At 40.1% G+C, this 26,959-nt stretch carries 31 protein-coding genes, 2 tRNA genes and 1 riboswitch; of the genes, 20 read left to right on the top strand and 13 right to left on the bottom strand.

The window, feature by feature from the left end:
* Positions 1-78: 78 nt before the first annotated feature.
* The 3 genes from gspF to I8T81_RS16890 all read left to right on the top strand — a co-directional run bounded on the left by gspF (position 79) and on the right by I8T81_RS16890 (position 2,433).
* Positions 79-1,284, top strand: coding sequence for a type II secretion system inner membrane protein GspF (gspF, locus tag I8T81_RS16900; RefSeq protein WP_004699003.1), 1,206 nt, complete (start codon positions 79-81; stop codon positions 1,282-1,284).
* 23 nt (positions 1,285-1,307) lie between these two features.
* Positions 1,308-1,823, top strand: a complete 516-nt coding sequence (gspG, locus tag I8T81_RS16895) for a type II secretion system major pseudopilin GspG (RefSeq protein WP_017393987.1) — start codon at positions 1,308-1,310, stop codon at positions 1,821-1,823.
* A gap of 265 nt (positions 1,824-2,088) precedes the next feature.
* Entirely contained in the window at positions 2,089-2,433 is a 345-nt protein-coding gene (locus I8T81_RS16890; protein WP_019456903.1) for a hypothetical protein, read from the top strand.
* 59 nt (positions 2,434-2,492) lie between these two features.
* On the opposite strand, the gene I8T81_RS16885 is transcribed toward I8T81_RS16890, so the two are convergent.
* Positions 2,493-2,753, bottom strand: a complete 261-nt coding sequence (locus tag I8T81_RS16885; RefSeq protein WP_019456904.1) for a DUF2798 domain-containing protein — start codon at positions 2,751-2,753, stop codon at positions 2,493-2,495.
* A 232-nt stretch (positions 2,754-2,985) separates the two neighbouring features.
* Between I8T81_RS16885 and I8T81_RS16880 the strand changes: the two genes are divergently transcribed.
* Positions 2,986-3,324: a tRNA-binding protein gene (locus I8T81_RS16880; protein ID WP_019456905.1), complete on the top strand. Its 339-nt coding sequence runs from the start codon at positions 2,986-2,988 to the stop codon at positions 3,322-3,324.
* A gap of 1 nt (position 3,325) precedes the next feature.
* On the opposite strand, the gene lnt is transcribed toward I8T81_RS16880, so the two are convergent.
* Positions 3,326-4,885, bottom strand: coding sequence for an apolipoprotein N-acyltransferase (gene lnt, locus I8T81_RS16875; protein WP_198071695.1), 1,560 nt, complete (start codon positions 4,883-4,885; stop codon positions 3,326-3,328).
* The gene (locus I8T81_RS16870) at positions 4,882-5,721 is read right to left on the bottom strand and encodes an HlyC/CorC family transporter (RefSeq protein WP_198071694.1); all 840 of its coding nucleotides are present in this window, start codon (positions 5,719-5,721) and stop codon (positions 4,882-4,884) included. The genes lnt and I8T81_RS16870 overlap by 4 nt, the downstream gene beginning before the upstream one ends.
* Before the next feature lie 184 nt (positions 5,722-5,905).
* Between I8T81_RS16870 and tusA the strand changes: the two genes are divergently transcribed.
* Together tusA and I8T81_RS16860 are read left to right on the top strand one after the other, a co-directional pair.
* A complete protein-coding gene (gene tusA / locus I8T81_RS16865) occupies positions 5,906-6,163 on the top strand; it encodes a sulfurtransferase TusA (protein WP_002053527.1) in 258 nt (85 codons plus the stop codon).
* Positions 6,164-6,295: 132 nt separating this feature from the next.
* Complete coding sequence (locus I8T81_RS16860; RefSeq protein ID WP_198071693.1) at positions 6,296-6,676, top strand: hypothetical protein; 381 nt, start codon at positions 6,296-6,298, stop codon at positions 6,674-6,676.
* 43 nt (positions 6,677-6,719) lie between these two features.
* Here the strand turns inward: I8T81_RS16860 and I8T81_RS16855 are convergent, their stop codons facing one another.
* Entirely contained in the window at positions 6,720-8,432 is a 1,713-nt protein-coding gene (locus I8T81_RS16855) for an electron transfer flavoprotein-ubiquinone oxidoreductase (RefSeq protein ID WP_198071692.1), read from the bottom strand.
* Positions 8,433-8,616: 184 nt separating this feature from the next.
* On the opposite strand from I8T81_RS16855, the gene I8T81_RS16850 reads away from it, so the two are divergent.
* The 5 genes from I8T81_RS16850 (at position 8,617) to I8T81_RS16830 (ending at position 13,026) form a co-directional block, all read left to right on the top strand.
* Positions 8,617-9,228: a DUF1285 domain-containing protein gene (locus I8T81_RS16850; protein WP_004883477.1), complete on the top strand. Its 612-nt coding sequence runs from the start codon at positions 8,617-8,619 to the stop codon at positions 9,226-9,228.
* A 48-nt stretch (positions 9,229-9,276) separates the two neighbouring features.
* Positions 9,277-10,143 carry a glutamate racemase gene (gene murI / locus I8T81_RS16845; RefSeq protein WP_198071691.1) on the top strand — a complete coding sequence of 289 codons (867 nt, stop codon included), beginning with the start codon at positions 9,277-9,279 and terminating at the stop codon, positions 10,141-10,143.
* A 120-nt stretch (positions 10,144-10,263) separates the two neighbouring features.
* Complete coding sequence (locus I8T81_RS16840; protein WP_019456909.1) at positions 10,264-11,268, top strand: DUF4062 domain-containing protein; 1,005 nt, start codon at positions 10,264-10,266, stop codon at positions 11,266-11,268.
* Between the two features lie 73 nt (positions 11,269-11,341).
* The gene (gene hemH / locus I8T81_RS16835) at positions 11,342-12,358 is read left to right on the top strand and encodes a ferrochelatase (protein ID WP_198071690.1); all 1,017 of its coding nucleotides are present in this window, start codon (positions 11,342-11,344) and stop codon (positions 12,356-12,358) included.
* 23 nt (positions 12,359-12,381) lie between these two features.
* Positions 12,382-13,026, top strand: a complete 645-nt coding sequence (locus I8T81_RS16830; RefSeq protein ID WP_198071689.1) for an MBL fold metallo-hydrolase — start codon at positions 12,382-12,384, stop codon at positions 13,024-13,026.
* On the opposite strand, the gene I8T81_RS16825 is transcribed toward I8T81_RS16830, so the two are convergent.
* Positions 13,023-13,217, bottom strand: coding sequence for a DNA gyrase inhibitor YacG (locus tag I8T81_RS16825; protein WP_004698974.1), 195 nt, complete (start codon positions 13,215-13,217; stop codon positions 13,023-13,025). The genes I8T81_RS16830 and I8T81_RS16825 overlap by 4 nt on opposite strands.
* Positions 13,218-13,304: 87 nt before the next feature.
* Here I8T81_RS16825 and I8T81_RS16820 point away from each other — a divergent pair, with 87 nt between their 5' ends.
* From I8T81_RS16820 to I8T81_RS16800, 5 genes are all read left to right on the top strand, one after another.
* Entirely contained in the window at positions 13,305-13,943 is a 639-nt protein-coding gene (locus I8T81_RS16820; protein ID WP_198071688.1) for a class I SAM-dependent methyltransferase, read from the top strand.
* Positions 13,933-15,138, top strand: coding sequence for a TIGR03862 family flavoprotein (locus I8T81_RS16815; RefSeq protein ID WP_198071687.1), 1,206 nt, complete (start codon positions 13,933-13,935; stop codon positions 15,136-15,138). The genes I8T81_RS16820 and I8T81_RS16815 overlap by 11 nt, the downstream gene beginning before the upstream one ends.
* A 77-nt stretch (positions 15,139-15,215) precedes the next feature.
* Complete coding sequence (locus I8T81_RS16810) at positions 15,216-15,626, top strand: GFA family protein (protein WP_000075988.1); 411 nt, start codon at positions 15,216-15,218, stop codon at positions 15,624-15,626.
* 44 nt (positions 15,627-15,670) lie between these two features.
* Positions 15,671-15,737: riboswitch (Fluoride riboswitch) on the top strand.
* Positions 15,738-15,861: 124 nt separating this feature from the next.
* Entirely contained in the window at positions 15,862-16,242 is a 381-nt protein-coding gene (crcB, locus tag I8T81_RS16805; RefSeq protein ID WP_039251795.1) for a fluoride efflux transporter CrcB, read from the top strand.
* 166 nt (positions 16,243-16,408) lie between these two features.
* Positions 16,409-16,537, top strand: coding sequence for a hypothetical protein (locus I8T81_RS16800; protein ID WP_002053279.1), 129 nt, complete (start codon positions 16,409-16,411; stop codon positions 16,535-16,537).
* Between the two features lie 132 nt (positions 16,538-16,669).
* On the opposite strand, the gene I8T81_RS16795 is transcribed toward I8T81_RS16800, so the two are convergent.
* From I8T81_RS16795 to I8T81_RS16785, 3 genes are all read right to left on the bottom strand, one after another.
* Positions 16,670-17,002, bottom strand: a complete 333-nt coding sequence (locus I8T81_RS16795; protein WP_198071686.1) for a HopJ type III effector protein — start codon at positions 17,000-17,002, stop codon at positions 16,670-16,672.
* Between the two features lie 250 nt (positions 17,003-17,252).
* A complete protein-coding gene (locus I8T81_RS16790) occupies positions 17,253-17,507 on the bottom strand; it encodes a type B 50S ribosomal protein L31 (RefSeq protein ID WP_019456916.1) in 255 nt (84 codons plus the stop codon).
* A 102-nt stretch (positions 17,508-17,609) separates the two neighbouring features.
* Positions 17,610-18,908 (bottom strand): ABC1 kinase family protein, encoded by a 1,299-nt coding sequence (locus I8T81_RS16785; protein WP_039251798.1) that lies wholly within the window; start codon positions 18,906-18,908, stop codon positions 17,610-17,612.
* Between the two features lie 257 nt (positions 18,909-19,165).
* Between I8T81_RS16785 and I8T81_RS16780 the strand changes: the two genes are divergently transcribed.
* Positions 19,166-20,413, top strand: a complete 1,248-nt coding sequence (locus I8T81_RS16780; protein ID WP_198071685.1) for an SfnB family sulfur acquisition oxidoreductase — start codon at positions 19,166-19,168, stop codon at positions 20,411-20,413.
* 32 nt (positions 20,414-20,445) lie between these two features.
* Positions 20,446-21,696 carry an acyl-CoA dehydrogenase family protein gene (locus I8T81_RS16775; protein ID WP_198071684.1) on the top strand — a complete coding sequence of 417 codons (1,251 nt, stop codon included), beginning with the start codon at positions 20,446-20,448 and terminating at the stop codon, positions 21,694-21,696.
* A 34-nt stretch (positions 21,697-21,730) separates the two neighbouring features.
* Here I8T81_RS16775 and abeM read toward each other — a convergent pair whose 3' ends face one another.
* A complete protein-coding gene (gene abeM, locus I8T81_RS16770) occupies positions 21,731-23,077 on the bottom strand; it encodes a multidrug efflux MATE transporter AbeM (RefSeq protein WP_198071683.1) in 1,347 nt (448 codons plus the stop codon).
* Positions 23,078-23,109: 32 nt separating this feature from the next.
* The gene (locus tag I8T81_RS16765; RefSeq protein WP_004698953.1) at positions 23,110-23,571 is read right to left on the bottom strand and encodes a DMT family transporter; all 462 of its coding nucleotides are present in this window, start codon (positions 23,569-23,571) and stop codon (positions 23,110-23,112) included.
* Positions 23,572-23,688: 117 nt separating this feature from the next.
* Between I8T81_RS16765 and hemW the strand changes: the two genes are divergently transcribed.
* On the top strand, positions 23,689-24,843 hold the full coding sequence (gene hemW, locus I8T81_RS16760) for a radical SAM family heme chaperone HemW (protein WP_198071682.1): 1,155 nt from the start codon (positions 23,689-23,691) through the stop codon (positions 24,841-24,843).
* A 51-nt stretch (positions 24,844-24,894) separates the two neighbouring features.
* Here the strand turns inward: hemW and I8T81_RS16755 are convergent, their stop codons facing one another.
* Positions 24,895-25,650 (bottom strand): SDR family oxidoreductase, encoded by a 756-nt coding sequence (locus I8T81_RS16755; protein WP_198071681.1) that lies wholly within the window; start codon positions 25,648-25,650, stop codon positions 24,895-24,897.
* 113 nt (positions 25,651-25,763) lie between these two features.
* Between I8T81_RS16755 and I8T81_RS16750 the strand changes: the two genes are divergently transcribed.
* Positions 25,764-26,660: a LysR family transcriptional regulator gene (locus tag I8T81_RS16750; RefSeq protein WP_198071680.1), complete on the top strand. Its 897-nt coding sequence runs from the start codon at positions 25,764-25,766 to the stop codon at positions 26,658-26,660.
* 65 nt (positions 26,661-26,725) lie between these two features.
* Here the strand turns inward: I8T81_RS16750 and I8T81_RS16745 are convergent.
* Positions 26,726-26,801: transfer RNA gene (locus I8T81_RS16745), tRNA-Lys, on the bottom strand.
* Positions 26,802-26,823: 22 nt separating this feature from the next.
* Positions 26,824-26,899: transfer RNA gene (locus I8T81_RS16740), tRNA-Lys, on the bottom strand.
* Positions 26,900-26,959: the final 60 nt, after the last annotated feature.

Raw genomic sequence — 26,959 nt, 5'->3', positions numbered from 1 at the left:
TATAGAATGAATATGAATGATTGCGTAGCATAGATGCAACAGCAGCGACTATTATTTTTGGAAAATTAGAACATTACCATGCCTGCATATCAATTTACTGCTATTGATGCTTCAGGGAAGCAGCAAAAGGGGGTGCTTGAAGGAGACTCAGCACGTCAGATTCGCCAACAATTACGCGATAAAGCATGGACTCCGATTAGCGTTGACCCTGTTGAACAAAAAGATAAGCATCAAAGCCACGGGTTATTCCAGAAAAAGTTTAGTGCTTATGATTTAGCACTGATGACCAGACAACTCTCCGTTTTGGTCGCTGCTGCAATTCCTCTAGAAGAAGCTTTACGCGCCGTGAGCAGACAAAGTGAAAAAGCACATGTGCAAAATCTTTTACTCTCGGTTCGTTCAAGAGTATTAGAAGGGCACTCACTTGCGCAAGGCATGCAACAGTCAGGTCGTTTTCCTGACCTTTATATTGCAACGGTTGCAGCAGGTGAGCGTTCAGGTCATTTAGATCTCATTTTAGATCAGTTGTCTGACTACACCGAAAACCGTTTTGCCATGCAAAAGAAAGTTCAAGGTGCCATGATTTACCCGATCATTTTAATGCTGATGTCTTTTGGTATTGTGATGGGATTAATGACCTATGTGGTTCCAGAGATTGTAAAAACCTTCGATCAAAGCAAAGATGCCTTACCATGGATTACAGTCGCTTTAATGAAAGCGAGTGATTTTATTCGCCATGCGTGGGTCTTTATCATCCTTTTTGCTGTGATAGGCGTTGTTGCCTTTGTGCGGTTTTTAAAAACAACGGCTGGTCATTATGCTTTTGATCGCTTAACACTCAAATTGCCATTATTCGGTAAACTGTCTCGTGGTATTAATGCTGCACGCTTTGCCAGTACTTTATCTATTTTGACTCGTTCGGGTGTGCCGTTGGTGGATGCTCTAAAAATTGGTGCTGCTGTGACCAATAACTGGGTCATCCGTGACTCTATTGCCCATGCTGCTGAGCGTGTTACCGAAGGTGGTAACTTGGGTACGCAATTGGAGCGCAGTGGTTATTTCCCACCAATGATGGTACAAATGATTCGAAGTGGTGAGGCATCAGGTGAGCTTGACCGTATGCTGGAACGTGCATCAACTATGCAAGACCGTGAGGTGACGACATTTATTTCAACCTTATTGGCATTACTTGAACCGCTTATGCTGGTATTAATGGCAAGCATTGTGTTGGTTATTGTAATTGCGGTTATGCTGCCAATCGTAAATATGAACAATATGATTTAATAACTTTGATATTAGAGATAATGATGAAGATGGTCATGAAACAAAAAGAGCACGTTAAGGATGCTCAAAAAACCTCAAGCGTAGCTTTCAGACTTTCGGCACGTTCGAGCGGTGCTCGAATGAAACGTGCCTCAGGCTTTACCCTTATTGAAGTCATGGTCGTGATTGTTATTTTAGGTGTGTTGGCGGCTTTAATTGTGCCGAACGTCATGGGTCGTAGTGAAAAAGCTAAAATCGATACCACTCAAATTACCTTGAAGGGGGTAGCGGGTGCTTTAGATCAGTACAAGCTCGATAACGGACATTTTCCAACTATGCAAGAAGGTGGACTAGATGCACTTATTAATCAACCTGCTACAGCAAAAAACTGGATGCCAGGTGGTTATGTGAAAGGTGGTTATCCTAAAGACAGTTGGAAAAATGATATTCAATACGTCATTCCTGGAAAAGACGGCCATCCTTTTGACCTATATTCATTTGGTGCAGATGGTAAAGAAGGTGGTGAAGGTAACGATGCAGATATTTATTACCAGCCTTAATTAAAATATAAGAGAGATTATCGATTCGGAGAGTAAGAGAAATTGATAATTCGAATTGATAATCTTTCTTAATCACAAAAATATAATAAGCTGTTGAAAATAAAATAATAAAGTTAATAATTAGATTTGAGATTTAAAATAAGAATTATTCCCATATTTAATAGTTACAAGAAAGTTAAAATATGAGAGGAAATAAGCTATATATTTAAATAAAAGCTTTGCATAATAAATAAAAATCACTTTATAAAACTATGGGAGAGATTAAATGAAAGCATTTCTCGTACTTGATGAACTAAATCAGTTTCATTGGGCGATGCTTAAGTCTGTCCTATTGATTTTAGCATTATTACCCATTGCTGAAGTTTCATTAAAACTATGGCTAAGTACAGAAGGTAGCAGTCAAATCATGATTGGCTTCTTTGCATTAAGTATTGTCAGTGCATGGTTAATGGTGAGTTTTTTCACTGCATTAAAAGCGAGTGTATGGCAAGCTAAACAAATATCTTCTAAATATGAACAATTACTTTTTAAAGCTTATCGCTATGTACCCATGGTTTTTTTATCAAGTTTAGTTGCTTATTTATCTTTGCAATTATCAATCGCTTTTTAATGATATTTAAAACCAAATTTTTAGATAAAACGTAGACTCAATATCTACGTTTTCATTTTTTAAACAGGTTCTACTAATAGTGCCGTGATTTTACGAACGACAGGTAATACCAAAAGTAGTGTTGGAAAAGCAATTAACCAAGAAATGATCCATGCTGACATCCAGACATTTATAGAAAACTCTTCTAATCCTAAACTTCGTAAAGTACTGACCATAGACACTACAAAAGTCATAATGATGGATAGAAAAAAAGGTAAAACAATAGCAGTATAGCGACTTGGAAGTTTCTTAAAACTATAGAAAGTTTTTTGGTTTTCCATTTTGACTCCGTAAACCAACAAACGCCCGTGCCATTCAAAATATAAAAATATTTTGAACAAATAGCTCCAAGCCTTGTTGGAGGTATGTTGGAACGTTGATTGACGTAAACGTTTACGGCTTTTGAATCAGCGGCCTTAATTTAACATGGAATTTTCAAATTAAACATAAATAATTTATTTTTTTATATTGTGTATTTTTGATTTGAAGATTTAAGAATATGAGAAATATAAAGTGGAACAGATCGAGTGGAATGATTTTTTAAAAGTAGAGCTTCGTGTGGGTAAAATTATTCAAGCTGAGGTTTTTGAAAAAGCGCGTAAACCTGCTTATATTTTGCATGTAGATTTTGGTGAAGAATTGGGTGTACGTAAATCGAGTGCTCAGATTACTAAACTTTATCAACCTCATGACTTGATTGGTAAATTAGTAGTTGCTGTCGTAAATTTCCCTAAAAAACAAATCGGGCCTATTCAATCAGAATGCTTGGTGACAGGGTTTCATAACGCAGATGGGGATGTAGCACTTTGTATCCCAGAGTTTGAAGTTCCTCTGGGTACAAAGCTATTATAATTTAGCGACGTGATTTATAAGACACATCAACTTGACGTGGACGATAGATCCAACCTAAAACCAACAGTAATACTGTAAATCCTAAAATTGGGTAATCACCTAGACGGTTATAGAGAGTTTGGCCTTGCATAGCTGGTAAATCACCTCTCAAGACAAACTCTTTATCAATCGGTGCTTGTTCAGTGATATGACCATTTTGATCAATAAATGCTGTTACACCTGTGTTGGTTGCACGAATAAACCAGCGACCATTTTCTTTCGCGCGCATTTGTACCATTTGTAAATGTTGCCATGGGCCAGCAGTACCCGTAAACCAAGCATCATTAGATACAGTCACCAAGAAGTCGCTATCTTCTGCATTACGTCGTGTCAGGTTCGGATATGCCACTTCATAACAAATTGCAGCAGCAAGCGCATGCCCTTTAATTAAGAGTGGTTTCTGGTTGCTCTCACCACGTGTAAAACCGCTCATGCTAATATCATTTTGCATGGCTGGTAACACCCAAGAGAGTAAACCTGAAAGCGGAATATATTCACCAAACGGCACAAGACGCTGCTTTTTATAAAGGCCGCTTGAATCGCTGCCAGACGCCATAATACTGTTGTAATACAGAGGACTGCCGACTTGATGTGATTTTGCAACATCCCAATAAGGAATACCGGTTACCCAAGCGGTATGGTTCTTTTTCGCTTGTGCATCCATGGCATCCAAAAACGGTTCAATGTCGGTTTGGAAGAGCGGAATTGAAGACTCAGGCCATACAATCAGGTCACGGCCCCATTCAGACTGAGTCAAACCAGCATAAATTTCTAATGTTCTAACTTGGTATTCGGTTAGCCATTTTAAATCTTGTGGAATGTTACCTTGAATAAGCGAAACGCTCAGTGGTTTAGTTGCTTTAGGTTGTACAAACTGAATATATGATGCTCCCCATGCGGCCAAAACCAATAGGGCAGCAGGGATAACCCAGAAAATACGCTTACGTAGAACTTCGACTAAAGCACACGCTAGAACAATTGCCACGAAGGAAATTGCATAAATACCAAATAGCGGTGCATAACCATCGAGTAGGCGTTCAGTAAAAGCGTAACCTACAAATAGCCACGGGAAACCCGTAAATACCCAAGTTTTAGCCCACTCAAAAATAATCCAGAGAGGTGCGAAAGTCAGCGGTGTTTCAGGGAAGAAGCGTCGATAAACCCAAGTTTGAAATGCTGTAAATAAGCCCATCACAAGAGCCATAACAGCAATCATACATACGCTTAAAAAGGCATTGGTATCGCCATATACATGGATAGATGTATAGAGCCAGAAAGCCCCTACAAACCATAAACCAAAACCATAACTCCAGCCAATCGCAAATGCTTGTTTGGCTGAGCGTTTATGCAATGTCGCATAGAGTAGGGCAGGAGACAAAATTGCCAGCCACCACCAATAATAAGGTGCCAGTGCAAAGCTGAACACGGCACCTGAAAATAAAGCAATGAGCAATGGAAAAATTAAAGGAAGCTGTTTTTGTTGTTGCGAAGAATCTAACAGCTTTTCAAAGTATGCTCTCATTGACGTACAGCTCGAATCAGATGAATAGTGCGGGCATCTGCTTCAACAATCGTAAATAACCATTTTCCAAGTTCAACTGTCTGACCTTGTAAATCACTGACTAGACCAATTTCTTGAAGCAATAAACCGCCGACAGTTTCTACTTCATCGTCAGAAAAATCAGCATCTAAAACAGTGTTGAAGTGTTCAATTGGTGTAAGTGCCTGCACCATCCATGCATTCGCTACAGTATGGTCGTTATCTGGAACAATGTACTGTGCATCTTCATCAGCAGTATCATGTTCGTCTTCAATTTCACCCACGATCTCTTCAAGAATATCTTCAAGCGTAACAAGCCCAGCCGTTGAACCATATTCATCAATGACAATCGCGATATGGGTTTGGGTATGTTTGAGCATACGAAGAACTTGATCTGAACGTGCGCTTTCAGGCACAAATAATGGCTGGCGCATAAGCGAGCTAATATCTAATTTGGTATTTGGTTCAGTCAAAAATGGCAATAAATCTTTTGCCAATAAAATACCGACAACATTATCGGGTTGGTCAGCTGAGAAAACTGGAAAACGTGAGTGAGCAGACTCAACCAATACGTGAAGAATATCAAGTAACTGATCATCTTCTTGCATACTGATCATTGCTGTTCGTGGCGTCATGACTTCACGAATTTTTGTAGCAGGAAGGTCAAGAACACCTTCAAGCATGGCAACAGTATCAGGTTCTAAAAAACGACGTGAATTTTGGACTAGTTTTAATAATTCATCTCGGGTTTCGGGCGCTGTACCTAACCACTTTCGTAAGCCTCGCATTCCCCACGACGGACTCGGTTCCTCTTGCATGATCTTTCCTAAAGACTCAATGTATCAAATGAATACAATGATCATACCGAAGAAAAGGCCCTTATGCATCTATAAAACAAAGTAAAAGACAAAACACATATTGTTATGTAAACACCAGTTACAGTTCATAAGTCCGTGATGGGTTTATGCTAAAATGTGAAAATTCTATTTGTTCGAGTTAGTTATGTCAGAACAACCTATTTCACCTACTGTACAACTCAATACACGTGGCTTACGTTGTCCAGAACCTGTCATGATGTTGCATCAAGCCATTCGTAAATCTAAGTCTGGAGATGTGGTTGAGGTCTTTGCAACAGACAATTCGACATCGTGGGATATTCCTAAATTTTGTATGCATTTAGGTCATGAGTTGCTTTTGCAAGAAGAACGCTTAGATGAAAATGGTCATAAAGAATTTCATTACTTGGTGAAAAAGGGCTAATAGAATAAATAAGGCTTCTGATGAATCGTGTTGGGAGCCATTAAATATTTAATTTATTTTAAAATGATAATTTTTTACAAATAAGAATCATTATATAATCTATAAAATTAAGTATATAAATGACATATAAAAATGAAAGATTATTTTCTAAAACGAAGCTTATTTATTTTCCTTTGGTTCGCATGTCTTGCTGGTTTGTTACGTATAGAAGTTTCTTGGTTAACTGAGACTATGGCTACCATAATTCTATTCACTTTTATAATTCTCGGTTCAATTATATTAGGTTATAGAAATACATCTTTTGCTCCAGAATCAAAAATTAGCAATAGCCTCATCTTACATACAGGATTCATGGGATTTATGCTAATGATTGATTTATTATTTGGAAAATCAGCTTGGTATATTGATGTAGCGCGGAATTTTAGTTTTCTTAGCTTATTTTTATTAGGCACATTTATTTTCTATAAAAAGAATTTTAATCTAAAAGTATCAAAAATACCGCCTTTTCAATAAGTGGATACTAATAAAAAAGCCCCGATTATTCGGGGCTTTTTTATTACATATTAGGGTAATTCGGACCACCGCCGCCTTCAGGCGTTACCCATGTAATGTTTTGAGATGGGTCTTTAATATCACAAGTCTTACAGTGAACACAGTTTGCTGCGTTAATCTGGAAGCGTTTAGAACCATCATCATTTTCCATGATTTCATAAACACCAGCAGGGCAGTAGCGCTGAGCAGGCTCATCCCATTTTGGTAAGTTCACATTCACTGGAATTGAAGGATCAGTAAGCTTCAAGTGAGCTGGCTGATTTTCTTCATGTACAGTGTTTGAGATAAACACCGAAGACAAACGATCAAATGTAAGCTTGCCATCTGGTTTTGGATAGTTTGGCTTAAAGCTCGTTGCATCAACAGTTTTCAATGCAGCGAAGTCTTGTTTCAAATCATGCAAAGTGAATGGAACTTTAAAGACGTTCTGGTCGATAAAGTTAAATGCACCACCAATCCATTGACCAAATTTATGCATTGCTGGGCCAAAGTTACGAGAGTTATAAAGCTCTTCTTTTAACCAGCTGTTGTTAAATTTGTCAGTGTATGAAGTTAATTCTTTAACGAATAAATCTTCACCTTCAGTAACACGAGCAATCGCAAGGTCACCGCCTTTTTCTACACCAGCAGCAATCGCTTCAAATACAGCTTCACCACATAACATGCCTGATTTCATGGCAGTGTGTGAGCCTTTGATTTTTGCAAAGTTTAAGAAGCCTGCATCATCACCAATTAAGCAACCACCTGGGAAAGTCAATTTAGGCAATGAGTTGAAACCGCCTTTCACTACAGCACGTGCGCCGTAAGAAATACGCTTACCACCTTCTAAATACTGTTTAATAAGTGGGTGAGTTTTCCAGCGCTGCATTTCCATAAATGGATACATGTGTGGATTTTCATAAGACAAGTCCACAATCATACCCAAAGTCACTTGGTTGTTTTCAGCATGATATAACCACCAACCACCAGACGAACCAGTTTCAGATAATGGCCAACCTGCACCGTGCATCACTAAGCCCGGCTTATGTTTTGCTGGGTCAATTTCCCAAAGTTCTTTAATCCCGATACCGTAGTGCTGAGGGTCAGCATCTTTATCAAGATTATATTTTGCAATTAGGCGTTTACCTAAGTGACCACGGCAACCTTCAGCAAAGAGGGTGTATTTAGCGTGAAGCTCATAACCCGGAGTAAAGTTATGCGTTGGTTCGCCATCTTTACCAATACCCATGTCGCCAGTTTGAATACCTTTTACTGTACCGTCTTCATGGTAAAGCACTTCAGATGCAGCAAAACCAGGGAAGATAGAAACTTCTAATTCTTCAGCTTTTTGACCTAACCAGCGAACAACGTTACCTAGCGAGATAACATAGTTACCGTCATTGTGCATGGTTTTAGGAACCATCCAGTGAGGTGCTTCTTTAGACGTAGTTTCTGAAAGCAAGAAGAATGTTTTGTCTTCAGTTACAGGTACGTTAAGAGGCGCGCCTTCTTCTTTACAGTTCGGGAAAAGTTCATTAATAGCACGTGGTTCAAGTACAGCACCAGATAAGATATGCGCACCTACTTCAGAGCCTTTTTCAACTACACAAACTGAAAGATCGGGTAAGTTATTCTCAATCGCTAATTGACGGATCTTAATCGCAGCAGATAGACCTGCAGGTCCTGCACCTACGATGACAACGTCAAACTCCATCGATTCGCGTTCGATGTGTTCCATGTAGGACTCCTCAATACTTAAAGGTGGCAACCGTAATGTCAGATCATCCGGTGCTGCCGTGAGTTTTAATCCATAGGCGCAAATATGCTATTGTGCCTTTTATCGTTTTGGCTAGTATAGTTTTAAACCATGATCTAGCCAATTGGCTGAGTCGTCATATTTTCTCGTCAGCAAGGCATAAACTATGGTAAATCAAAATAATTCCCCATCGGATATGGGAAAAATACCGTTATCTGATGATAAAAACTTAATGAACATTGCACAATACTTAAAAGATGTACAGCAAAGTCACAAAAGGTCAATCCCACCTTTAGAGCAATGGCATCCAAAGCATTGCGGTAAAATGGATTTAACGGTTAAAGCCAATGGAGAATGGTGGCACGAAGGTCAATTAATCAAGCGCCAAGCCCTATTGGATTTGTTTACCAAAGTCCTATGGAAAGAAGAGGGTAAATTCTACCTGAAAACCCCTGTAGAACAAATTGAAATCGAAGTTGAAGATGAACCTTTATTGGTCAATCAGGTCGATCAGGTCGAAATTTCAGGTGATCAGTTTTTACAACTGACGACGACCAATCAAGATGTGATTTTGGTTGATGCAGAACACCCGATTTTTATGCGGGAATATGCAGGCGAATTACGCCCTTATGTGCATGTCCGATTTGGTATTAATGCGCTTATTCAACGCCAAGCTTTCTATCACCTCGTGAACTACGGAACACTGGTCGAAAATGATAAAGGTGAAACCATTTTGCAGTTAAAAAGTGGTAATTTGCACTTGCAATTAGGCACTTGAGGTTTAAGCTTTATAGAGTGAAATTTTCCGACACTCTCTAGTACTGCCATGACAGCCATACAGCCTTTATTTACTGAATTAGAATCTATGCCTAAAGCATCAGCAGATGCCCCAATTGGTATTTTTGATTCGGGAATTGGGGGAATGTCGGTTGCAGCGGAAATTGCCAGATATTTGCCAAACGAACGTATTGTCTATTATGCCGATACAGCCTATGTTCCTTATGGCCCGCGTTCTGATGAAGAAATTAGAGAGCTTACCGCTCGCGCGGTCGATTGGTTATACCGCCAAGGCTGTAAAATTGCAGTCGTAGCATGCAATACTGCCTCTGCATTTAGTCTTGACCATTTACGTGAACATTATGGCGAGCACTTCCCAATTGTTGGTTTAGTACCGGCATTAAAACCTGCCGTATTACAAACCCGTTCTAAGGTAGTTGCAGTATTGGCAACGCCTGCTACTTTTCGTGGGCAACTTATTAAAGATGTTGTTGAAAAGTTTGCTGTTCCAGCGGGTGTTAAAGTCATGACTTTAACCAATCTGGAACTTGTTCCTTGTGTCGAAGCAGGCCAGCAAATGAGCCCTGTATGTTTGAATGCATTAAAAGAGGTTTTACAGCCTGCCGCTGAGCAAGGGGCTGACTATTTAGTGCTCGGTTGTACGCATTATCCGTTCTTAAATGAAGCAATTCAGCATCTTTTTGATAACCAATTCACACTGGTTGATTCGGGATTAGCAGTTGCCCGACAAACAGCCCGTATTTTAATAAAAAATGAGTTATTATGTGACCAAATACGTCAGAATGTTGCACGTATTGAATGTTATGTAAGTGGTAATAATGCCGATGCATTGCAACCTGTTTTACAGAATATGATTCCACAAGAATTGTCATGGACGCTGCACAATCTGAGTTGAGCTCTGTTGTAGGCATTCAGAAGAAAGCGTTTTTTATATTTATTTTTTCTTATTTGGGGCGGTTCATAGTCTTGGCTTATTTAGGCCATATTAAGATTATGGGGCGATAAGGGTATTGTTATGCTCGATACACGCTATCAGATTTTTATTTCAACGTCAGGTCGCGAGATGCAACCTGAACGTGTAGTTCTCTCTCAAACTTTAGTCAGTATGGGTTTCTTTGCTTGGGGTTTGGAGTATAGAAGTCCTTTAACTACAACACTTTCCCGTCGACAAATTGATGAATCGGATTACGTTGTCTTACTATTAGGCAGCCAGTACGGTGAACAATCTATTTCTGGCGCTAGCTATTTTGCCCAAGAGTATGAATATGCTTTAAGCCGAGCTAAACCTATTGTGGTATTCATGCATGAGCAACCTGAAAGCCGCGATATGCATTTGCAAGAGACTCATCCACAGCTTAAAGAAAAATTTCTAGCATTTAGAAAGAAACTATTACACGAAGCTCACCACGTATTTTACTTTAAAAGCCCGCGTGATTTAGAGCTAGCTGTCCGTTTAAATATACCTTTAATGGTTGAACAACATGTGGGGCAGGGCTGGGTTCCTGCACACCAAGCACATCAGTTGGAAGATGAGGTTAATCGATTAAAAAGTAAAATTTTACAATTAGAGAAACAATTAGCAGATGTACCTACACAACTTAATGAGGTAGCACCACAAGACATTTTTGCGTTTGAGTATCAGATTCAAGCGTTTCAAGATGGTAACTTTAAAGAGCTGAAACGCCAGAGGCAAATGACGTGGTCTGAGCTATTAAGTATTTTGGCTAAACACTTTGAGACAGCTATGCCAGAAGAAAACTTCGGCACTTGCCTTAATGAATATCTTAATCAAGCAGGGCTAGAAGATGCCCGCGAGGTGTTACCTCGTGCCCATGCAGTAGCTTGTGCACAAATCAATCATAAAGCGCTATTTCGAATTAAAAGGCAAATGCAGTCACAAGGTTGGATTATTCCAACAAAATCTGAGCAGTACCCAAGTTTGTGGAAATTGACTACAAAAGCGCAAAAGCTTTTACTGAGTTATAAATGGAATCATCGAGGTGCTCGATTAAAAGCTTAGAGCGATTCAATTTATATATAACAATGAAAACTGTTACATTAGTGTCATAAGTTGAACTGAAAGGCATTTGCGCATGTCGTTTGAACAAAAACCGAAAGTTACTGTCATTTTAGCGAATTTAGGTACACCGGATGAGGCAACTGTCCCAGCGGTGCGCCGTTTTTTAAAGCAGTTTTTATCTGATTCACGTGTGATTGAAATACCGAAATTGATCTGGTGGATTATTTTAAATTTGTTCGTTTTACCTTTTCGTCCAAAAAGAGTAGCGCATGCCTATGCTTCGGTATGGTCTACCGATTCACCAATGCGTGAAATTGTGTTTGGACAAACTCAACGTGTGCAGGCTTATTTAGAGCGTGAAAATAAACAGTTTGATTTAACTGTATTGCCAGCTATGACTTATGGTAATCCGGGTATTGATGCAGTTTTAGAAAAACTGGCGGCTCATCCACAAGAGCATGTCATTTTATTGCCTTTATTTCCTCAGTATTCTGCGACATCTACAGCGCCTCTATACGATGCATTTGCCAAATGGATTCCTAGTCAGCGCAATTTGCCGGGTCTGACCATTATTAAAGACTACTTCCAGCACCCAATGTTTATTCAGGCACTGGCAGAAAGTGTTTTAGCCTACCAAGAGCAGCATGGTAAGCCTGAAAAACTATTGATGTCATTTCATGGTATTCCACAGCCTTATGCAGACAAAGGCGACCCTTATGCAGACCGTTGTCGCATTACCGCAAAGTTAGTCGCTGAAGCTTTACATTTAAACGATGATGAATGGGCAATTAGTTTCCAGTCCCGTTTTGGAAAACAAGAATGGGTGAAACCTTATACTGACCAGCTTTTACAAGATTGGGCGAAGAAGGGTGTTAAGTCAGTTCAGGTTTTAAGTCCCGCTTTTTCTGCCGATTGTTTAGAAACGCTTGAAGAGTTAGCCATCCAAAACGCTGAGTTGTTTCAAGAGGCGGGTGGCGGAAGCTATGCTTACATTCCTGCTTTAAATAGTGATCAGGCTCATATTGATTTGCTTGCAGGTTTAGTTCAGGCTAATCTTGATGCCCTTACCCATACCTTAGCCCACCGTTAATTGCGTTTTAGCCAGAGGTTCTTATGCTGCAAGTCAAAATTGTTCCAGTTACTACTTTTGCTCAAAATTGTTCTTTAGTTTGGGACAGTGAAACAAAAGAAGCAGTTTTGATTGATGCTGGCGGTGATGCTGCTGTTTTGAAGAAAGAAGTAGAAGCCTTAGGTTTAAAAGTAAAGGCACTATGGCTCACTCATGGGCATTTAGATCACGCAGGGGCAGTGGGTGAACTCGCACAAGAATGGAGTGTTCCTGTTGTTGGTCCGCATAAAGAAGATCAGTTCTGGTTAGATATGATTCAGGAAGTTTCAGCACGTTATGGCTTTCCAATTCCACAGCCAGTAAAAGTTGATCAATGGCTTGAAGGCGGCGAAGTGCTAAAACTAGGTGAAGATGAGTTTGAGGTGCGTTTTGCACCAGGACATACACCAGGGCATGTCATGTTCTATAACAAGAATCATGGCTTACTCTGGACTGGCGATGTCCTGTTTAAAGGCTCAATAGGAAGAACAGACTTTCCACGTGGTAACCATGAGCAACTCATTGAATCGATTCAACGTGAATGCTTTAGCTTGCCAGATCAAACCCAATTTATTTCAGGTCATGGTCCAATGAGTACCATTGGCTATGAAAAAAAATTTAACCCATTTGTCGCAGGTAAAGCGGGTTAATCCTCATAATCATCTTCATGCTGACTACCCTTGTTTTGCTGAGGAGCATCTTGGGTAGGTAGTCTATATTCATCGTTTGCCCAAGCGCCTAAATCAATGAGTTTACAACGTTCAGAACAAAACGGACGAAATTCATTGCCTTCCCAAACACTTGGTTCACCACAACGTGGGCAGGGGAATGTACGTGGCATAAAGCGATATCCTCAAAGTGAAGAGAAATAGATTAGGCAAAAGTCAGGTGACTTGTTAGACTTGTGCCGATTTTTATTTAGTTTGATGTGATTATGCAGATTCGTCAATTTCAAGCACAACGTATGCAAGCGCCTCGCGATTTTACCCCAATTGAAAATACTCCAATTTGTGTAGAAATTGGGGCGGGCAAAGGTAAACATGCTTTGCTATTTAGTGGGCAAAATCCACAGCACACGTTATATGCGATTGAACGAACCCGAGAAAAATTCTTGGCAATGCAAAAGCAGCATGGTTTAGAACCACGAGAAAATCTGGTACCTGTACATGCGGATGCTTTGCCGTGGGTGGTACATGCTTTACACCCTGCACAAGTTGAACATTTTTTTATTCTCTATCCGAACCCTGAACCTCATAATCCGGCACAGCGCTGGTTAAACATGCCATTTTTTGAGTTTTTGTTATCACGTCTGAAAACAGGCGGAACCATTACTTTGGCAAGTAATATTCCTGAATATATTGAAGAAGCTGAACAACAGTTATTAAATGTGTGGAAGCTGCCTTACCAAAAAGAAAAAATTGAACAAACTTCTGCACGTACTCATTTTGAAATTAAATATTTAGAGCGTGGTGAGCTTTGCCAACAGCTCATAATCAGCAAGCCTGAAGGTTATCAAACTCGATTTGATGAATTTACGCCACTGCAAGGGCAAACACATGGCGAGTAAGCGCATTGCCATTATCGGTGCTGGTCCGGCTGGTTTAATGGCAGCTGAGGTACTGAGCCAGTATGATTATGAAATTGATGTGTTTGAGCAAAAACCTTCGGCTGCGCGTAAGTTTTTGATGGCTGGTAAAACAGGTTTGAATATCTCGCATGCTGAACCATTAGCCCAGTTCATTGAACGTTATGACCATGCAGAATGGCTTAAACCGTGGGTTGAGAAATGGGATGCAGTCTGGATTCAGAACTGGATGAAGAGTCTGGGAATTGAATCTTATGTGGGCACTTCAGGTCGCATTTTTCCTGTTGAAATGAAAGCTGCGCCTTTATTGCGTGCTTGGCTAAAACGCTTGGCAGAGCAACAAGTTAAATTCTTTTATCGACATCGTTGTATTAATTTGCAAGGTACAACAGTGACTTTAGAAAACCAAAATAATCAAAGCAGCAAGACTTTTACCCAACAATACGATGCAGTCGTATTGGCTTGTGGGGCTGTATCTTGGTCTCAATTGGGTAGTGATGGTGCATGGCAGCAATGGATGGATCAATCCAGTATTGAACCTTTTCAAGCGAGTAATGCAGGGGTATTGCACACTTGGTCAGCTTTTATGGAAAGCTGTTTTGGGGAACCTTTAAAGCGTATCAATGCGTGGGTTGAGCCTAGCCAAGTTACTCATGGCGATATTGTGATTACTCACTATGGTTTAGAAAGTGGTGTCATTTATAAACTTGGACGAGCTTTACGAGAACAACAAAAACAAGCGAAAAGCTTAAATCTATTTTTAGATTTATTGCCTGATGTAGAGCTTACACAGTTAGTTAAAAAATTACAGGTTAGTAAAAAACAATCGCTCACTAATATTTGGCGTAAAGCAGGCTTAGACACGGCCAAAATTAACTTAATCAGAGAAGTGGTTGATAAAGCGCTATGGAGCCAACCAGAGGCTATAGCACAGCAAATTAAAGCACTTCAAATTATGCTAGATGGCTTTAGATCTATTGAGGAAGCAATTAGCTGTGCTGGTGGTGTTAAGCAGAATGCATTAACTGAAAGCTTAGAGCTTAGACACACCTCAGGTGTTTTTTGCTGTGGTGAAATGCTGGACTGGGATGCTCCTACAGGCGGCTATTTGCTTACAGCATGTTTTGCTACAGGACGAGCGGCTGGTGATGGTGTGCATTCATTCTTAGAGAAATAACGGCAAATTCGGTACTATGTTTGATATGTGAAAAGTGTTATTTTTGAGCAATCAATAATAATAGGATTTACGAGAACATGTCTCAAGCATCACCAGTTTATCAAGGAAGTTGTTTATGTCAGGGTATTCGCTATGAAATTAAGGGTGATATCGGAGATATTATTCAGTGTCACTGCCAACGATGCCGAAAATCCAATGGAACAGCATTTGCCACCAATGCTCCTGTTAAAAGTACAGATTTTAAAATTACTCAAGGTGAAGATCTCGTCAAAAAATTTGCTGTGAATGGTGTGTATCGCTGGTTTTGTAGCGAATGTGGTTCACCGCTTATTAGCTCGCGTGATGCCCAGCCTGAACTATATCGTGTAAGAATTGGGTCACTCGATACACCATTAGACCAAAAGCCGACAATGCATATTTTTGCTGCTTCAAAAGCAGAGTGGGAAAGCATTTGTGACGATTTACCACAATACGATGAACGTCCATGATTTAAAAAGTATGTTTTAATCAACTTTTAGATGATTTAATATACTTAAAACGGGGAGATGGCATTCCTCCCTTGAAAAACCGCCGTATTGGCTAATGATGCCTACGTTACCCTCATATATTTATATCGCTGGGTACGTAGCTTATTGCGTACTCTGCTTATTTTTGGAGTACGCCATGTCATATTTTCCTTCATTATTTTTTGCTCTTTTAGCATCTCACTAAAGGGGTGGTTCTATGTATTATCCTTTACTTTCAATTGCTTTAGGCTCAGTTCTAGGGGCGTGGTTGCGTTGGTTTTTAGGTTTAAAACTCAACCCAATTTATCCGCAAATTCCATTGGGTACTGTCACTGTTAATTTAGTCGGTGGTTTTATTATTGGTTTTGCGATGGCTTATTTTGCTCATAGTGATTTAAGTCCGAATTATAAGCTTTTCGTAATCACAGGCTTTTGTGGTGCTTTAACTACATTTTCAACGTTCTCGATTGAGATTGTGACTTTATTGCAAAGTGGTAAGTTGGGAATGGCGATGTTGGCAATTTCTATTCATTTAATTGGGTCGTTAATTTTTACGTGTTTGGGTTTGGCGACTTATTATTGGATAGCAGGCAACTGATTATTCAAATGTTTAAGGAGCGATACATACTGCACTGCCTCCGTTTTAAGATATTCTCCAAGACCATTTGTATAGGCATACCTTACTTTTGAGAGATCAAAAGTAAGCAAAAATCTTTTGTTTCGCTGATGCTACATCCATGTAGCACAGCAAAACAGCGGCATCCATGCCGCTTGTCACGATAGTAAATGACGAATTAAAAACATCTGATTTATTTTGGGATTTGATACGCGTTAAAGTCATCAACAGTCTGACTGAAATCAGCTATATATTGTTTTTGCAAAATATTGGATAAGTGCAAACGGGAAACAGGTTCTGTTGATGACAAATGCCTTTGGTTACTTTGGGCAAAACCAAAGTAACAGAATTAGCTACTTTCATTTGAGAATAAACGGTAAGACTCCGTCGTGTATTCACAAATACTTAATTACTTTTCAGTTAAAGCCTGACCTTCAAACTTCACACCATTCCAACCATTTTGCATAAACTGACGAATATTTTGGTGATCAGTTCCCTCTGGGGTAGCCAATACAGATGCATAGTGCTCTGCAAATAAACTTAAAGTTTGTGCTTGGTCTAAACCTTGTAACTTGGCAAAAGAGAAAACTTTCGCACTGCCTTGATTTTCAGTCGCATCGTTATGCTGTGCACCATTTTGAAAAGCTGTTGGAGTATGTTGGTAACGTGCTTCAATATGAGCTAAAACGTCTGAAAATTTTGCTGTGCCTGCTTGTAATTGGGCAAGTAACTCTTGTGCCATAATCTTAAACTTCCTATCAAATGGGGCTTAAGCATAGCATCGAATACACGCTTTGAAAGCTTGGGAGCTATAAAAATGATGGGTTGTTGAAAATAATCAGAAGCGTTTTTAGACAAATTGTGGATAAGTTTTAGTTTATACACAACTGAAAGAAGTTTGAAAAAATGCACATAAAAAAAGAAGCCTAAGTGGAGGAGATAGTCTTAGGCTTCCAATGATTTTAGTGTATTGGTCAAATCTTAACGCAAGATTAACTCTTACGACTGAAGCGACCGAAGCGTTTGTTAAAGCTTGCAACGCGCCCTTCATTACTTGCTTGACGTACTTCACCTGTATAGAAAGGATGCGAAGCACTTGAAATATCAAGGGTCACATAAGGATAGACTTGTCCTTGATATTCCTTGGTTTGTTTAGACTGAAGAGTACTACCGATTAAGAAGTAGACGTCTGCATTGGTGTCATGAAATAAGACTTGTTGATAAGCAGGATGAATATCTTTACGCATGAGAGATTGTCCTAAATTATTTTTGATTAAAGAAATGTTATAACATAACAATTGAAAAGTCAATGTAACCCCGAAAAGGTTACATTAGATCAGTTCATTGAATTAGTTAGACGGCGGAACAAGTTCTTCAAATAAATCATTCAGGTTGTCATGTACTTTTAAATGAATGAGGTTCCAGTAGTGTCCTGAAATGGTTCTATTGACCATTAAGGTATCTGGTGATGGCTTAAACACATCCCAATATTTTAAAGACTTCTTCACAAGTAACATGCCATCATGATGTGATGAGTTCTCTGCAAAGTCATAGCTTGTAGTAAGTGGACGCAATAACACTTCAATCCAGAGTTTATAAAGATCGCTCGGGAATTTACCTTTCTCGGTCAAAGAGTGCAGGGCAAGTAACTCAGTTTCAATAAGATCAATATCTTCATGACGAGCTGCATTCACCAATCGTTTGAAACTATAGACAATTTCATTGGAAAGCGTTTTAACACTGCCATAGTCATAAATAATGACACTGCCATCTTGGCGGAAGGCAAAGTTACCTGGGTGAGGGTCACAGTGAAAACGTTTTAAAAAGAACATTTCCTGACCCAAAGCACGGATTAAACGACGGCCAATTGTATTGCGAATTTCGATAGGCCAAGAACTCGCAGTTTCAATACTGTCACCTTGTTCAAGACTTAAAGTCAAAATTCGTCTTGAAGAGTAATCTTTATAAACAGTCGGGATAATAATTTTATCATCTAACTTGCTATGAAAAGTTTTAAAGACCTCAAGATTTTGAGCCTCAATTTCATAGTTAAGCTCTGCTGACAGACTATCTTGAATCTCTGCAAAAAGTTGATCTTGCAGTTTTTTATCAATTTTAAGTACACCCATTAAACGAAGGGCTAAACGCACTTGTTTTAAGTCACTTTCACAGGCTTCATCAACACCGGGATATTGAACCTTAACCACAACTTGTTGGCCATTTGGCAAAACTGCTTTGTGGACTTGTCCAATTGATGCAGCCGCAAAAGGCTGTTCATCAAAAGATTTAAAGGCGGCATTGAGTGGCTTCCCAAGCTCACGTTCAACTTGTTGCTGAATCGCTGCAAAAGGCATGGCTGGAGCTTGGCGTTGTAGTTTTGATATCGCTTTAGCAACTTCTGGCGGGAAGATATCTTTATATTGCGATGCAATTTGCCCAACTTTCATGACAGCACCTTTCATTTCGCCTAAGGTGTCTGCAATCTGTAGACCGATATCTTGAAACAATTTAGTTTTTGCAGCTAGTTTCTGTTCTTCATCCGCAGTCAGGTTTCGAATCGAATTAGAAACGGTTTTTGTTGCAATGCTCGCGGTCATTCCTGCAAGTTTCATAAATCGTTTGCCAGGTGAACTTGCACTCTTTGCCATATCTTCGATACCTCGTTGACTACAACATAATATTGTCTAGTTTTGATCATAGGTGACAAAACTTAAAAAGCCTATATGAAATTGTTTAGCGCGTGTAAGAATATTTTCGAAAAACAATATGTTATTTTTAAAGTAAAAAATGTGAAAAGCTTTTTAAAATTCATTTCATAAACAAAGCTTTAATATCTATAAAGTCGCTGTTTTTTTAGTGCTAAGGTGAATGGCATGTTAAATAAGAAATAGAGACAATAAAAGTTATGACCAGTCTAAATTCGTCCTATGGGCGCTCTCAAGCGGTTCCTTTATCTGTGTTTGAGCAGCCAAAAGATGCACATATTATTCGTTCTGATGAAGAAGCAATTGAGGTTGCCAAGCAACTTGCTCAAGAGTTTGCACAAGAGGCATCCGAGCGAGACAGAGAACGCCGTCTACCCTTAAATGAAATTCAACAGTTCTCACAAAGTGGCCTGTGGGCCATTACTGTGCCGAAGCAGTTTGGTGGTGCGCAAGTCAAATATCGAACTTTAGCGGAAGTGATCAAAACAATTGCGAGTGTTGATCCATCTCTTGCTCAGTTGCCACAAAACCATTTGGCTTTTATTGAGCATTTAAGACTAGATGCGAAACCTGAACAGCAACAATTCTTTTTTAACTTGGTGTTAAGAGGAATTCGTTTTGGCAACGCATTTTCCGAAAAACATAGTAAGACAGTCGCGGAGCTCACAACTAAACTTGAAAAGACCGAACAGGGTTATGAAATTAACGGCAAAAAATTCTTTGCAACGGGTGCTTTGTTCGCACATTGGATTCCAATTGTTGCTGTAAATGAACAGGGGCAACCTTATGCCGCGCTTGTTCCACGGGAAACATCTGGGGTCAATATTATTAATGACTGGTCTGGTTTTGGACAACGTACTACGGCTAGTGGCACGGTAGAATTAAATCAGGTTCCAGTACGTGAAGAATATCTTGTTCCGATTTACCAAGCATTTGAACGTCCAACACCAGCAGGCGCTATTTCTCAGTTTATTCAGGCTGCGGTTGATGCTGGTATTGCGCGTGGTGCAATTGAAGAAACGATTCAATACGTCAAAAATCACAGCCGTGCATGGGTTGATTCAGGTCTGGAAAAAGCCAGTGATGATCCTTACACGATTGCAAACATTGGTGATTTAAAAATTAAATTGCGTGCAGCAGAAGCGGTACTGGACTTGGCTGGAGATGCAATTGATCAGGCCATTGCTGACACCACCGAAGAGCATGTAAACCAAGCCACACTATTGGTTGCCGAGGCAAAAGTACTCACTACAGAAATTGCTATTTTGGCAGCCAATAAACTTTTTGAGTTGTCGGGTACGCGTTCTACTTTATCTGAACTCAACCTTGACCGACACTGGCGCAATGCCCGTACCCATACCTTACATGACCCTGTGCGTTGGAAATATCACATTGTCGGTAATTATTACCTCAATGGCATCCATCCACCGCGTCATGCATGGAGCTAAAGTGAAGAAAAAATAAGATTAGGAGAATAACGATGACAACAGCTCAAATTGAATTAGAAGAACTGTCTGTAGGCGCCGATTATGAGAAGGTAGCAAATAGGTTTCGTCCGGTTTTTGAGAAAATTGCCCAAGGGGCAATTCAACGGGAAAAAGAACGAATCTTACCTTTTGAACCGATTCAGTGGCTAAAAGAAGCTAAGTTGGGTGCTGTACGAGTACCCCGTAAATATGGTGGGGATGGGGTTTCATTACCTCAACTTTTCCAGCTTTTAGCAGAGCTAGCAGAAGCTGACTCCAATATTGTGCAAGCTTTACGTGGTCATTTTGCATTTGTTGAAGACCGTTTGGTTGCTCATAAAGAGCATTCACAGGAGGTTTGGTTTCAGCGCTTTGTACAAGGCGATTTAGTCGGAAATGCATGGACAGAAGTTGGAAATGTACAGATTGGTGATGTCGTTACACGAGTCACTAAAGACGCTTCGGGTAACTTGGTGGTAAATGGTGAAAAGTACTATTCAACTGGCAGTATTTTTGCAGACTGGATTGATTTATTTGCCTACGATGAAGTGAACGACCGTCATGTGATTGCTGCTATTTACCGTCATGAAACAGGTGTAAGCGTGCTGGATGATTGGGATGGTTTTGGTCAAAAGACAACAGGCAGTGGTACTTTAAAAGTACATCAGGTCCATTTGCCAGCTTCAAACCTCATTCCATTTGATCAACGTTTTAAGTATCAAACCGCTTTTTATCAGGTGGTGCATCTTGCAACATTAACAGGTATTGCGCGTGCCGCAGTCGAGACGTTTAGTCAGGAAATTCGTGAACGTAAACGTATTTTTAGTCATGGAAATGGTGACTTGGTTCGTCACGACCCACAAGTTTTACAAGTAGTGGGTAAGGCATCGGCTCAAGCTTATGCAAGTGAAGCAATCACCTTGAAAACGGCCGAAGCATTACAAAAGGCTTATGAAAGTCATTTTGCCGAGTCTGAAGTGAAAGAGCATCAGTTTAATGTAGATACCGAGCTTGAGTCGGCACAAGGGCAGGTGGTAATTTCCAACCTAGTGCTCGATCTAACAAGTCAGTTATTTAATGCTTTAGGGGCATCGGCAAGTAGCCAAGCGAAACAACTTGACCGTTTCTGGCGTAATGCGCGGACTGTATCTTCACATAATCCGCTTATTTATAAAGAAAAAGTGATTGGAGATTGGGAAGTAAACCGTACGGATTTACCATTTGTTTGGCAAATTGGAGCAAGCCCGCGGGCAAAGTCTGCATAAAATAAGAAAAGCCGATGTTTCATCGGCTTTTTTATTAGGTTTGACTTAATCGTTTGGTGTTTAAATAAAGCCGCGAGAGCAGTAAAACACAGGCAATGCTTAATCCAATAATTAAACCTAGCCATACGCCAGCTACGCCCCAATGGGTATAACGTGCCAAGTAAAGTCCGATTGGAAAAGCAATTACCCAATACGCCATAAGCGTAATCCACATCGGTGCTTGAGTGTCTTGCATACCTCTTAAACAGCCAGCAGCACTGACCTGTAGAGCATCCATTAACTGATAACCCATTGCAAACCAGAGTAAATACATCGCAACAGGCACAACATTTATATCTTGAGTATAAACCGAGACAATTTGTTCACGGCCTAGAGCAATAAATGACATGGTCAATAGAGCAAAAAATACTGCTGTGCTCAAACCAATTTTTTGCACTTGGTACATGGAAGCCCAGTTCTTTTCGCCATAATACGTTCCCACGCGAATGGTTAAGGCAATCGCAAGTGAAAGCGGAATCATAAACAGCACAGAAGTAACAGAAATTGCCACTTGATGCGCGGCAATAAATACTTCACCTAGTGGACTAAGGACCAATGCGCCTGTACTAAAAATACTCACTTCAAAAAATACAGCTAAACCAATTGGCAGACCAAGCTGTAAGATTCTTTTAACCCAAGTCAGGCTAATTTTATCGAATCTGCTAAAAATAGACGTGTTTCGATAAGCCGAAGCTTTATAAATATAGCCTGCTAATGTAATCAGCATGAGCCATTGTAAAATGGATGTTGCAAAGCCACAGCCTGCGCTACCTAAAGCAGGTATTGGTCCTAAGCCATGCATGAAAATCATGTTTAGAGGGATTAAAACCACTAAGGCCAATAAGCTAATCGCGGTTACAGGGCGAGGGTGACCTAAAGCCTCTGAATAGCCTCGTAGCGCTGCGTACATGGTTACGGCTGGCATACCTAACCCAATGGCATGTAAGAATAAGCTTGCTTTAGGTCGTAAGCTTTCTGGGACACCAAACACGTGTAAGAAAAAAGGCATAAGCTGCAAAATGAGCATAGCCATTACACCTAAAATAATGGCAACCCATAATGACTGACGGACAATGACAGGAATTTGTTCTGTATTTCTAGCGCCTTTTGCCTCTGCAACTAGCGGTGTAGTGGCAATCATGATCCCGCTAAAAAGGAGCATAACAGGAATCCATAGACCTACACCTACTGCAATAGCAGCTAAGTCTGCTGCAGATAAATGCCCTGCCATAATGGTGTCAATTAATCCGAACCCTGCTTGAGCAAACTGCGTAATTAAAATAGGTAGCATTAAATGGAAGAGTTGTTTTAATTCAGTCCGAAACGACGTGACATTCGACACAAAAGATACTCTTTATAAATATAAAAATGAAACTAGCGCTGTAGGGTGAGTAACACACCAACAAAGATCACCACTCCACCTAGGAACCGTTGCCATGTAACAGGAGTTTTGTCTGTACCTAACCATCCAAAATGGTCAAGCAACATAGAAATAACCAATTGCCCAAAAACGACTAGCCCTGTAAAGGTTAAAAAACCAAGCTTAGGTGCAGTATAAATGCTCATGCTAATTGCATAAACCCCAAGGAATCCTCCTGTCCAAAGAAGCCACGGAATATTAGATATTTCACTTAAAGTGGGTTTCTCTGCACTTTGAAAGAACACCATAATGGCTAGAACAATAGTACCTATGAAAAATGATAATAATGCTGCTTGCAAAGGTGAGTGTAATTGCTCACGAAGCTGAGCATTAATTGCGGTTTGAAAAGCCATGGCAACACCGATTCCCATAGCTAAGGGTAAGATCAGGAAAAGTTGACTAGAGAATTTCATCATTTTTATCAATATTTAAGTATGTTTAAAAATAGTCTAAAGCAATTAAGGTATGTTTTCATAAGCCCATTGATGCAGTCATGTTAAAATAGAAATATTGTGTAAATTGGACCTTGTTCCTTGGCTGTATTAAATCCTGCTTCTGTTCCGTTATCTTTATATATCCACATGCCTTGGTGCGTGCGTAAATGTCCTTATTGCGACTTTAACTCGCATGCCGTGCCTGATGGTGCGCTTTCGGCAGAACTCGAGCAAACCTATTTAAAAGCCTTAGTGGCCGACTTTGAAACTCAAGTCGAGATGGCACAGGGACGTTCAATTCACAGTGTATTTATTGGGGGTGGAACGCCTTCACTCATTTCTGCCAAAGGCTATGCATGGCTATTTGAACAGCTTAAATCGCTGATTAACTTTGAAGATGACTGTGAAATTACCTTAGAGGCAAATCCGGGAACATTAGAACATGACCCGTTTGCAGGCTATTTAGAGGCGGGTATTAATCGGTTGTCGATTGGTGTACAGACTTTTAATACCGATCACTTGCAAAAGCTTGGACGTATTCATTCAGCAAACAATGCTATGGATGCAATTGAGCAGGCACGACAAGCAGGCTTTAAGCGAGTTAATGTCGATTTGATGCATGGTCTGCCTGAGCAAACATTAGAGCAAGCACTTTATGATTTAAAGATGGCTGTAGAGCATGGCGCGACACATATCAGTTGGTATCAACTTACCATTGAGCCAAATACCGTATTTTTCCGAACTCAACCTGTTTTACCTCAAGATGAGGTATTAGAAGATATTCAAGAGCAAGGTGAGGCCTATTTAAAAGCAAATGGCTTTGTAAACTATGAAGTGTCGGCTTGGCGTAAAGAACAACCTTCAGCCCATAATTTAAATTACTGGGAGTTTGGTGATTATCTTGCGATTGGTGCAGGTGCGCATGGCAAAGTAACACAGCCAGATGGCGTGTACCGTTTCCAAAAGACCCGTTTACCGAAAGATTACTTAGCTAAGGTTCCAGCTGAACATTTGCAAATGAAAAAGATTGAGGCAGATGAGCTACCTTTTGAGTTTATGATGAATGCCTTACGCTTAAATGATGGGGTAAACGCTGACTTATACGAGCAGCGTACAGGTTTCAGTTTAGATGATTTAAATGATGTGCTTACTTCATTACGGGGAAGGAAACTTCTGGTTGTGGATAGTGCTCGTTTGGCTTGTACAGAGCAGGGACATATTTTCTTAAATTCGGTATTAGAAGAGTTTTTATAATCCAATAGTCTTAAAGAAAAAGCCGCATGATGAGATGCGGCTTTTTTAATTTTAGCGGGTAGTATAACCGCCATTTGCGAAAATCGTTTGGCCTGTAATCCACCAGCCGTCGGTGACTAAGAAGCGAACTAGAGGTTCGATATCTTCAATTTTAGTAAGTCCACCTAGAGCTGATGCTGATTTATGGTAAGCCACTGCTTCGGCAGACTCCTGCCCATAGAAAAACGGTGTATCCATAGGGCCAGGGGCAACAGCAGTCACAGAAATTTGGCGTTCACCAAACTCTTTGGATGCAGCACGGGTGTAATGCTCAACAGGCGCCTTTAAACCTTCATAGGTTGAATAGAGCCCAGTGTAAGCTGCAAGAAGAGAAGTCACGATTGAACAGATTTTTCCGCCGTCATTTAAATGACGACCTGCCGATTGAATAAAGAAATAGGCAATTTTTGAGTTGATATCGCTCATGCTATCAAACTCTTGTTCTGTGGTATCTAAAAACGATTTCTTTAAAACTTTTCCAACCGTATTAATGGCGATATCAATTCCACCAAAATGCTGTTTGGTATCTACAAAAAGTTTTTCGATGTTATCGATATGAGTTAGGTCTGCCTGAATTAAAACGGCATCTACACCGAATGCTCTTACATCTGCGAGCGTCTGTTCAGCATCTGCTTGAGTTTCAGCGCTATTGTAGTGAATTGCGATTTTTGCGCCTTGTTCTGCAAATTTACGGCTAATGAGTCCACCTAAGTTTTTTGCGCCGCCAGTAATCAGTACAACTTTATCTTTAAGCATATGAGTTGCCATGATGGTTATTCCTATGATGACTTGTTTTAATGTGTTTTTAGTCTAGATTGGCGATAATTTTTGATCAATTATGCTAGTTTGGTTTAACTATTCAGAAAATACGAACAATTAAAGTGGATCGGTTGCAGCAATTTTTTATTTTTACAGAAGTCGCTAAACGGCAAAGCTTTAGTGAGGTTGCGCATCGACTCGATCTACCTCGCTCAACGGTAACCAGCGCCATTCAACAACTTGGAACTCACTATGGCGTACGCTTATTTCACCGCACCACCCGTAAAGTAAGCTTGACGCAAGATGGACAGCGAATATTGCCAGAGTGTCAAAACTTGTTGTTTGACTATGAACAATTAGAACAACTCATTCAGACGCAAAAACAGCATTATCGCGGCACATTAAAAATTTCAATGCCCAGTCGTATCGTGCATCAAGTGATTATTCCTGAGTTGTCAGATTTTTATCATCGTTATCCAGATATTCATTTGCAGCTCAATAGTTCTGATGACATGACCGACTTAATTGAAAAGGGGATTGACTGTGTTGTTCGGGTAGGTGAGTTAGATAGCAGCAGTTTAATTGCAAGATTGATTGGTCATTTGGTCATGGTGAACTGTGCAAGCCCCCATTACTTAGAAAAGCACGGTACGCCTGAACAATTAGAAGATCTATCACAGCACAAACTGATTAACTACGCGGGAGCTGTAGGCGAAAAGCAGGGCGTATTTGTATATTCGGGTGGAACCGTCATGATGGATAGTGCTTTAAGTGTAAATAATACCGAAGCTTATAGTGCTGCGGCTTGTGCAGGTTTGGGGATTATTCAACTTCCATACTATGATGTTCAAGATAAGATTGAGCAGGGAATGTTGGTTGAGGTGCTTAGTGCTTATAGTGCACCATCACTTCCACTCAATATTTTATATCCGAACCGAAGTTATATTCCAAAGCGATTAGAAGTCTTTATGAGTTGGGTTGGAGAGGTTTTAAATCGCAAATGCATCGTCATCTTTTAGTCATAAAAAGAAAATAAGATAACAATAAAAAAAGCCTCTCAAATTGTGAGAGGCTTTTTAGAATTTGGTGGGTCGTCCGCGACTCGAACGCGGGACCAACGGATTAAAAGTCCGCTGCTCTACCAACTGAGCTAACGACCCAAATAGGTTCAAAACAGATAAGTGGTGGGTCGTCCGCGACTCGAACGCGGGACCAACGGATTAAAAGTCCGCTGCTCTACCAACTGAGCTAACGACCCGTATCGTTTTGATGTCGCGTATTTTAGCAAGTTATTCAACTAACACAAGAGGAAATTTAA

This window comes from Acinetobacter seifertii (assembly GCF_016064815.1).
GTDB classification, from domain to species: Bacteria; Pseudomonadota; Gammaproteobacteria; order Pseudomonadales; family Moraxellaceae; genus Acinetobacter; species Acinetobacter seifertii.
The sequence above is the reverse complement of the archived record's forward strand: the minus strand, read 5'-3'. Positions and strand labels throughout refer to the sequence as shown.

Excerpts from the sequence above, each read along its gene's own strand:
- gspF (WP_004699003.1), top strand. The coding sequence starts at position 79 with ATGCCTGCATATCAATTTACTGCTATTGATGCTTCAGGGAAGCAGCAA.
- hemH (WP_198071690.1), top strand. The coding sequence starts at position 11,342 with ATGTCGTTTGAACAAAAACCGAAAGTTACTGTCATTTTAGCGAATTTA.
- tusA (WP_002053527.1), top strand. The coding sequence starts at position 5,906 with ATGTCAGAACAACCTATTTCACCTACTGTACAACTCAATACACGTGGC.
- I8T81_RS16775 (WP_198071684.1), top strand. The coding sequence starts at position 20,446 with ATGACAACAGCTCAAATTGAATTAGAAGAACTGTCTGTAGGCGCCGAT.
- I8T81_RS16870 (WP_198071694.1), bottom strand. The coding sequence starts at position 5,721 with ATGCAAGAGGAACCGAGTCCGTCGTGGGGAATGCGAGGCTTACGAAAG.
- I8T81_RS16840 (WP_019456909.1), top strand. The coding sequence starts at position 10,264 with ATGCTCGATACACGCTATCAGATTTTTATTTCAACGTCAGGTCGCGAG.
- I8T81_RS16815 (WP_198071687.1), top strand. The coding sequence starts at position 13,933 with ATGGCGAGTAAGCGCATTGCCATTATCGGTGCTGGTCCGGCTGGTTTA.
- crcB (WP_039251795.1), top strand. The coding sequence starts at position 15,862 with ATGTATTATCCTTTACTTTCAATTGCTTTAGGCTCAGTTCTAGGGGCG.
- I8T81_RS16790 (WP_019456916.1), bottom strand. The coding sequence starts at position 17,507 with ATGCGTAAAGATATTCATCCTGCTTATCAACAAGTCTTATTTCATGAC.
- I8T81_RS16825 (WP_004698974.1), bottom strand. The coding sequence starts at position 13,217 with ATGCCACGTACATTCCCCTGCCCACGTTGTGGTGAACCAAGTGTTTGG.
- I8T81_RS16785 (WP_039251798.1), bottom strand. The coding sequence starts at position 18,908 with ATGGCAAAGAGTGCAAGTTCACCTGGCAAACGATTTATGAAACTTGCA.
- I8T81_RS16755 (WP_198071681.1), bottom strand. The coding sequence starts at position 25,650 with ATGGCAACTCATATGCTTAAAGATAAAGTTGTACTGATTACTGGCGGC.
- I8T81_RS16830 (WP_198071689.1), top strand. The coding sequence starts at position 12,382 with ATGCTGCAAGTCAAAATTGTTCCAGTTACTACTTTTGCTCAAAATTGT.
- I8T81_RS16810 (WP_000075988.1), top strand. The coding sequence starts at position 15,216 with ATGTCTCAAGCATCACCAGTTTATCAAGGAAGTTGTTTATGTCAGGGT.
- I8T81_RS16860 (WP_198071693.1), top strand. The coding sequence starts at position 6,296 with ATGAAAGATTATTTTCTAAAACGAAGCTTATTTATTTTCCTTTGGTTC.
- murI (WP_198071691.1), top strand. The coding sequence starts at position 9,277 with ATGACAGCCATACAGCCTTTATTTACTGAATTAGAATCTATGCCTAAA.
- lnt (WP_198071695.1), bottom strand. The coding sequence starts at position 4,885 with ATGAGAGCATACTTTGAAAAGCTGTTAGATTCTTCGCAACAACAAAAA.
- I8T81_RS16855 (WP_198071692.1), bottom strand. The coding sequence starts at position 8,432 with ATGGAACACATCGAACGCGAATCGATGGAGTTTGACGTTGTCATCGTA.
- I8T81_RS16765 (WP_004698953.1), bottom strand. The coding sequence starts at position 23,571 with ATGATGAAATTCTCTAGTCAACTTTTCCTGATCTTACCCTTAGCTATG.
- I8T81_RS16795 (WP_198071686.1), bottom strand. The coding sequence starts at position 17,002 with ATGGCACAAGAGTTACTTGCCCAATTACAAGCAGGCACAGCAAAATTT.
- I8T81_RS16850 (WP_004883477.1), top strand. The coding sequence starts at position 8,617 with ATGGTAAATCAAAATAATTCCCCATCGGATATGGGAAAAATACCGTTA.
- I8T81_RS16800 (WP_002053279.1), top strand. The coding sequence starts at position 16,409 with ATGCCGCTTGTCACGATAGTAAATGACGAATTAAAAACATCTGATTTA.
- I8T81_RS16780 (WP_198071685.1), top strand. The coding sequence starts at position 19,166 with ATGACCAGTCTAAATTCGTCCTATGGGCGCTCTCAAGCGGTTCCTTTA.
- I8T81_RS16885 (WP_019456904.1), bottom strand. The coding sequence starts at position 2,753 with ATGGAAAACCAAAAAACTTTCTATAGTTTTAAGAAACTTCCAAGTCGC.
- gspG (WP_017393987.1), top strand. The coding sequence starts at position 1,308 with ATGAAGATGGTCATGAAACAAAAAGAGCACGTTAAGGATGCTCAAAAA.
- I8T81_RS16890 (WP_019456903.1), top strand. The coding sequence starts at position 2,089 with ATGAAAGCATTTCTCGTACTTGATGAACTAAATCAGTTTCATTGGGCG.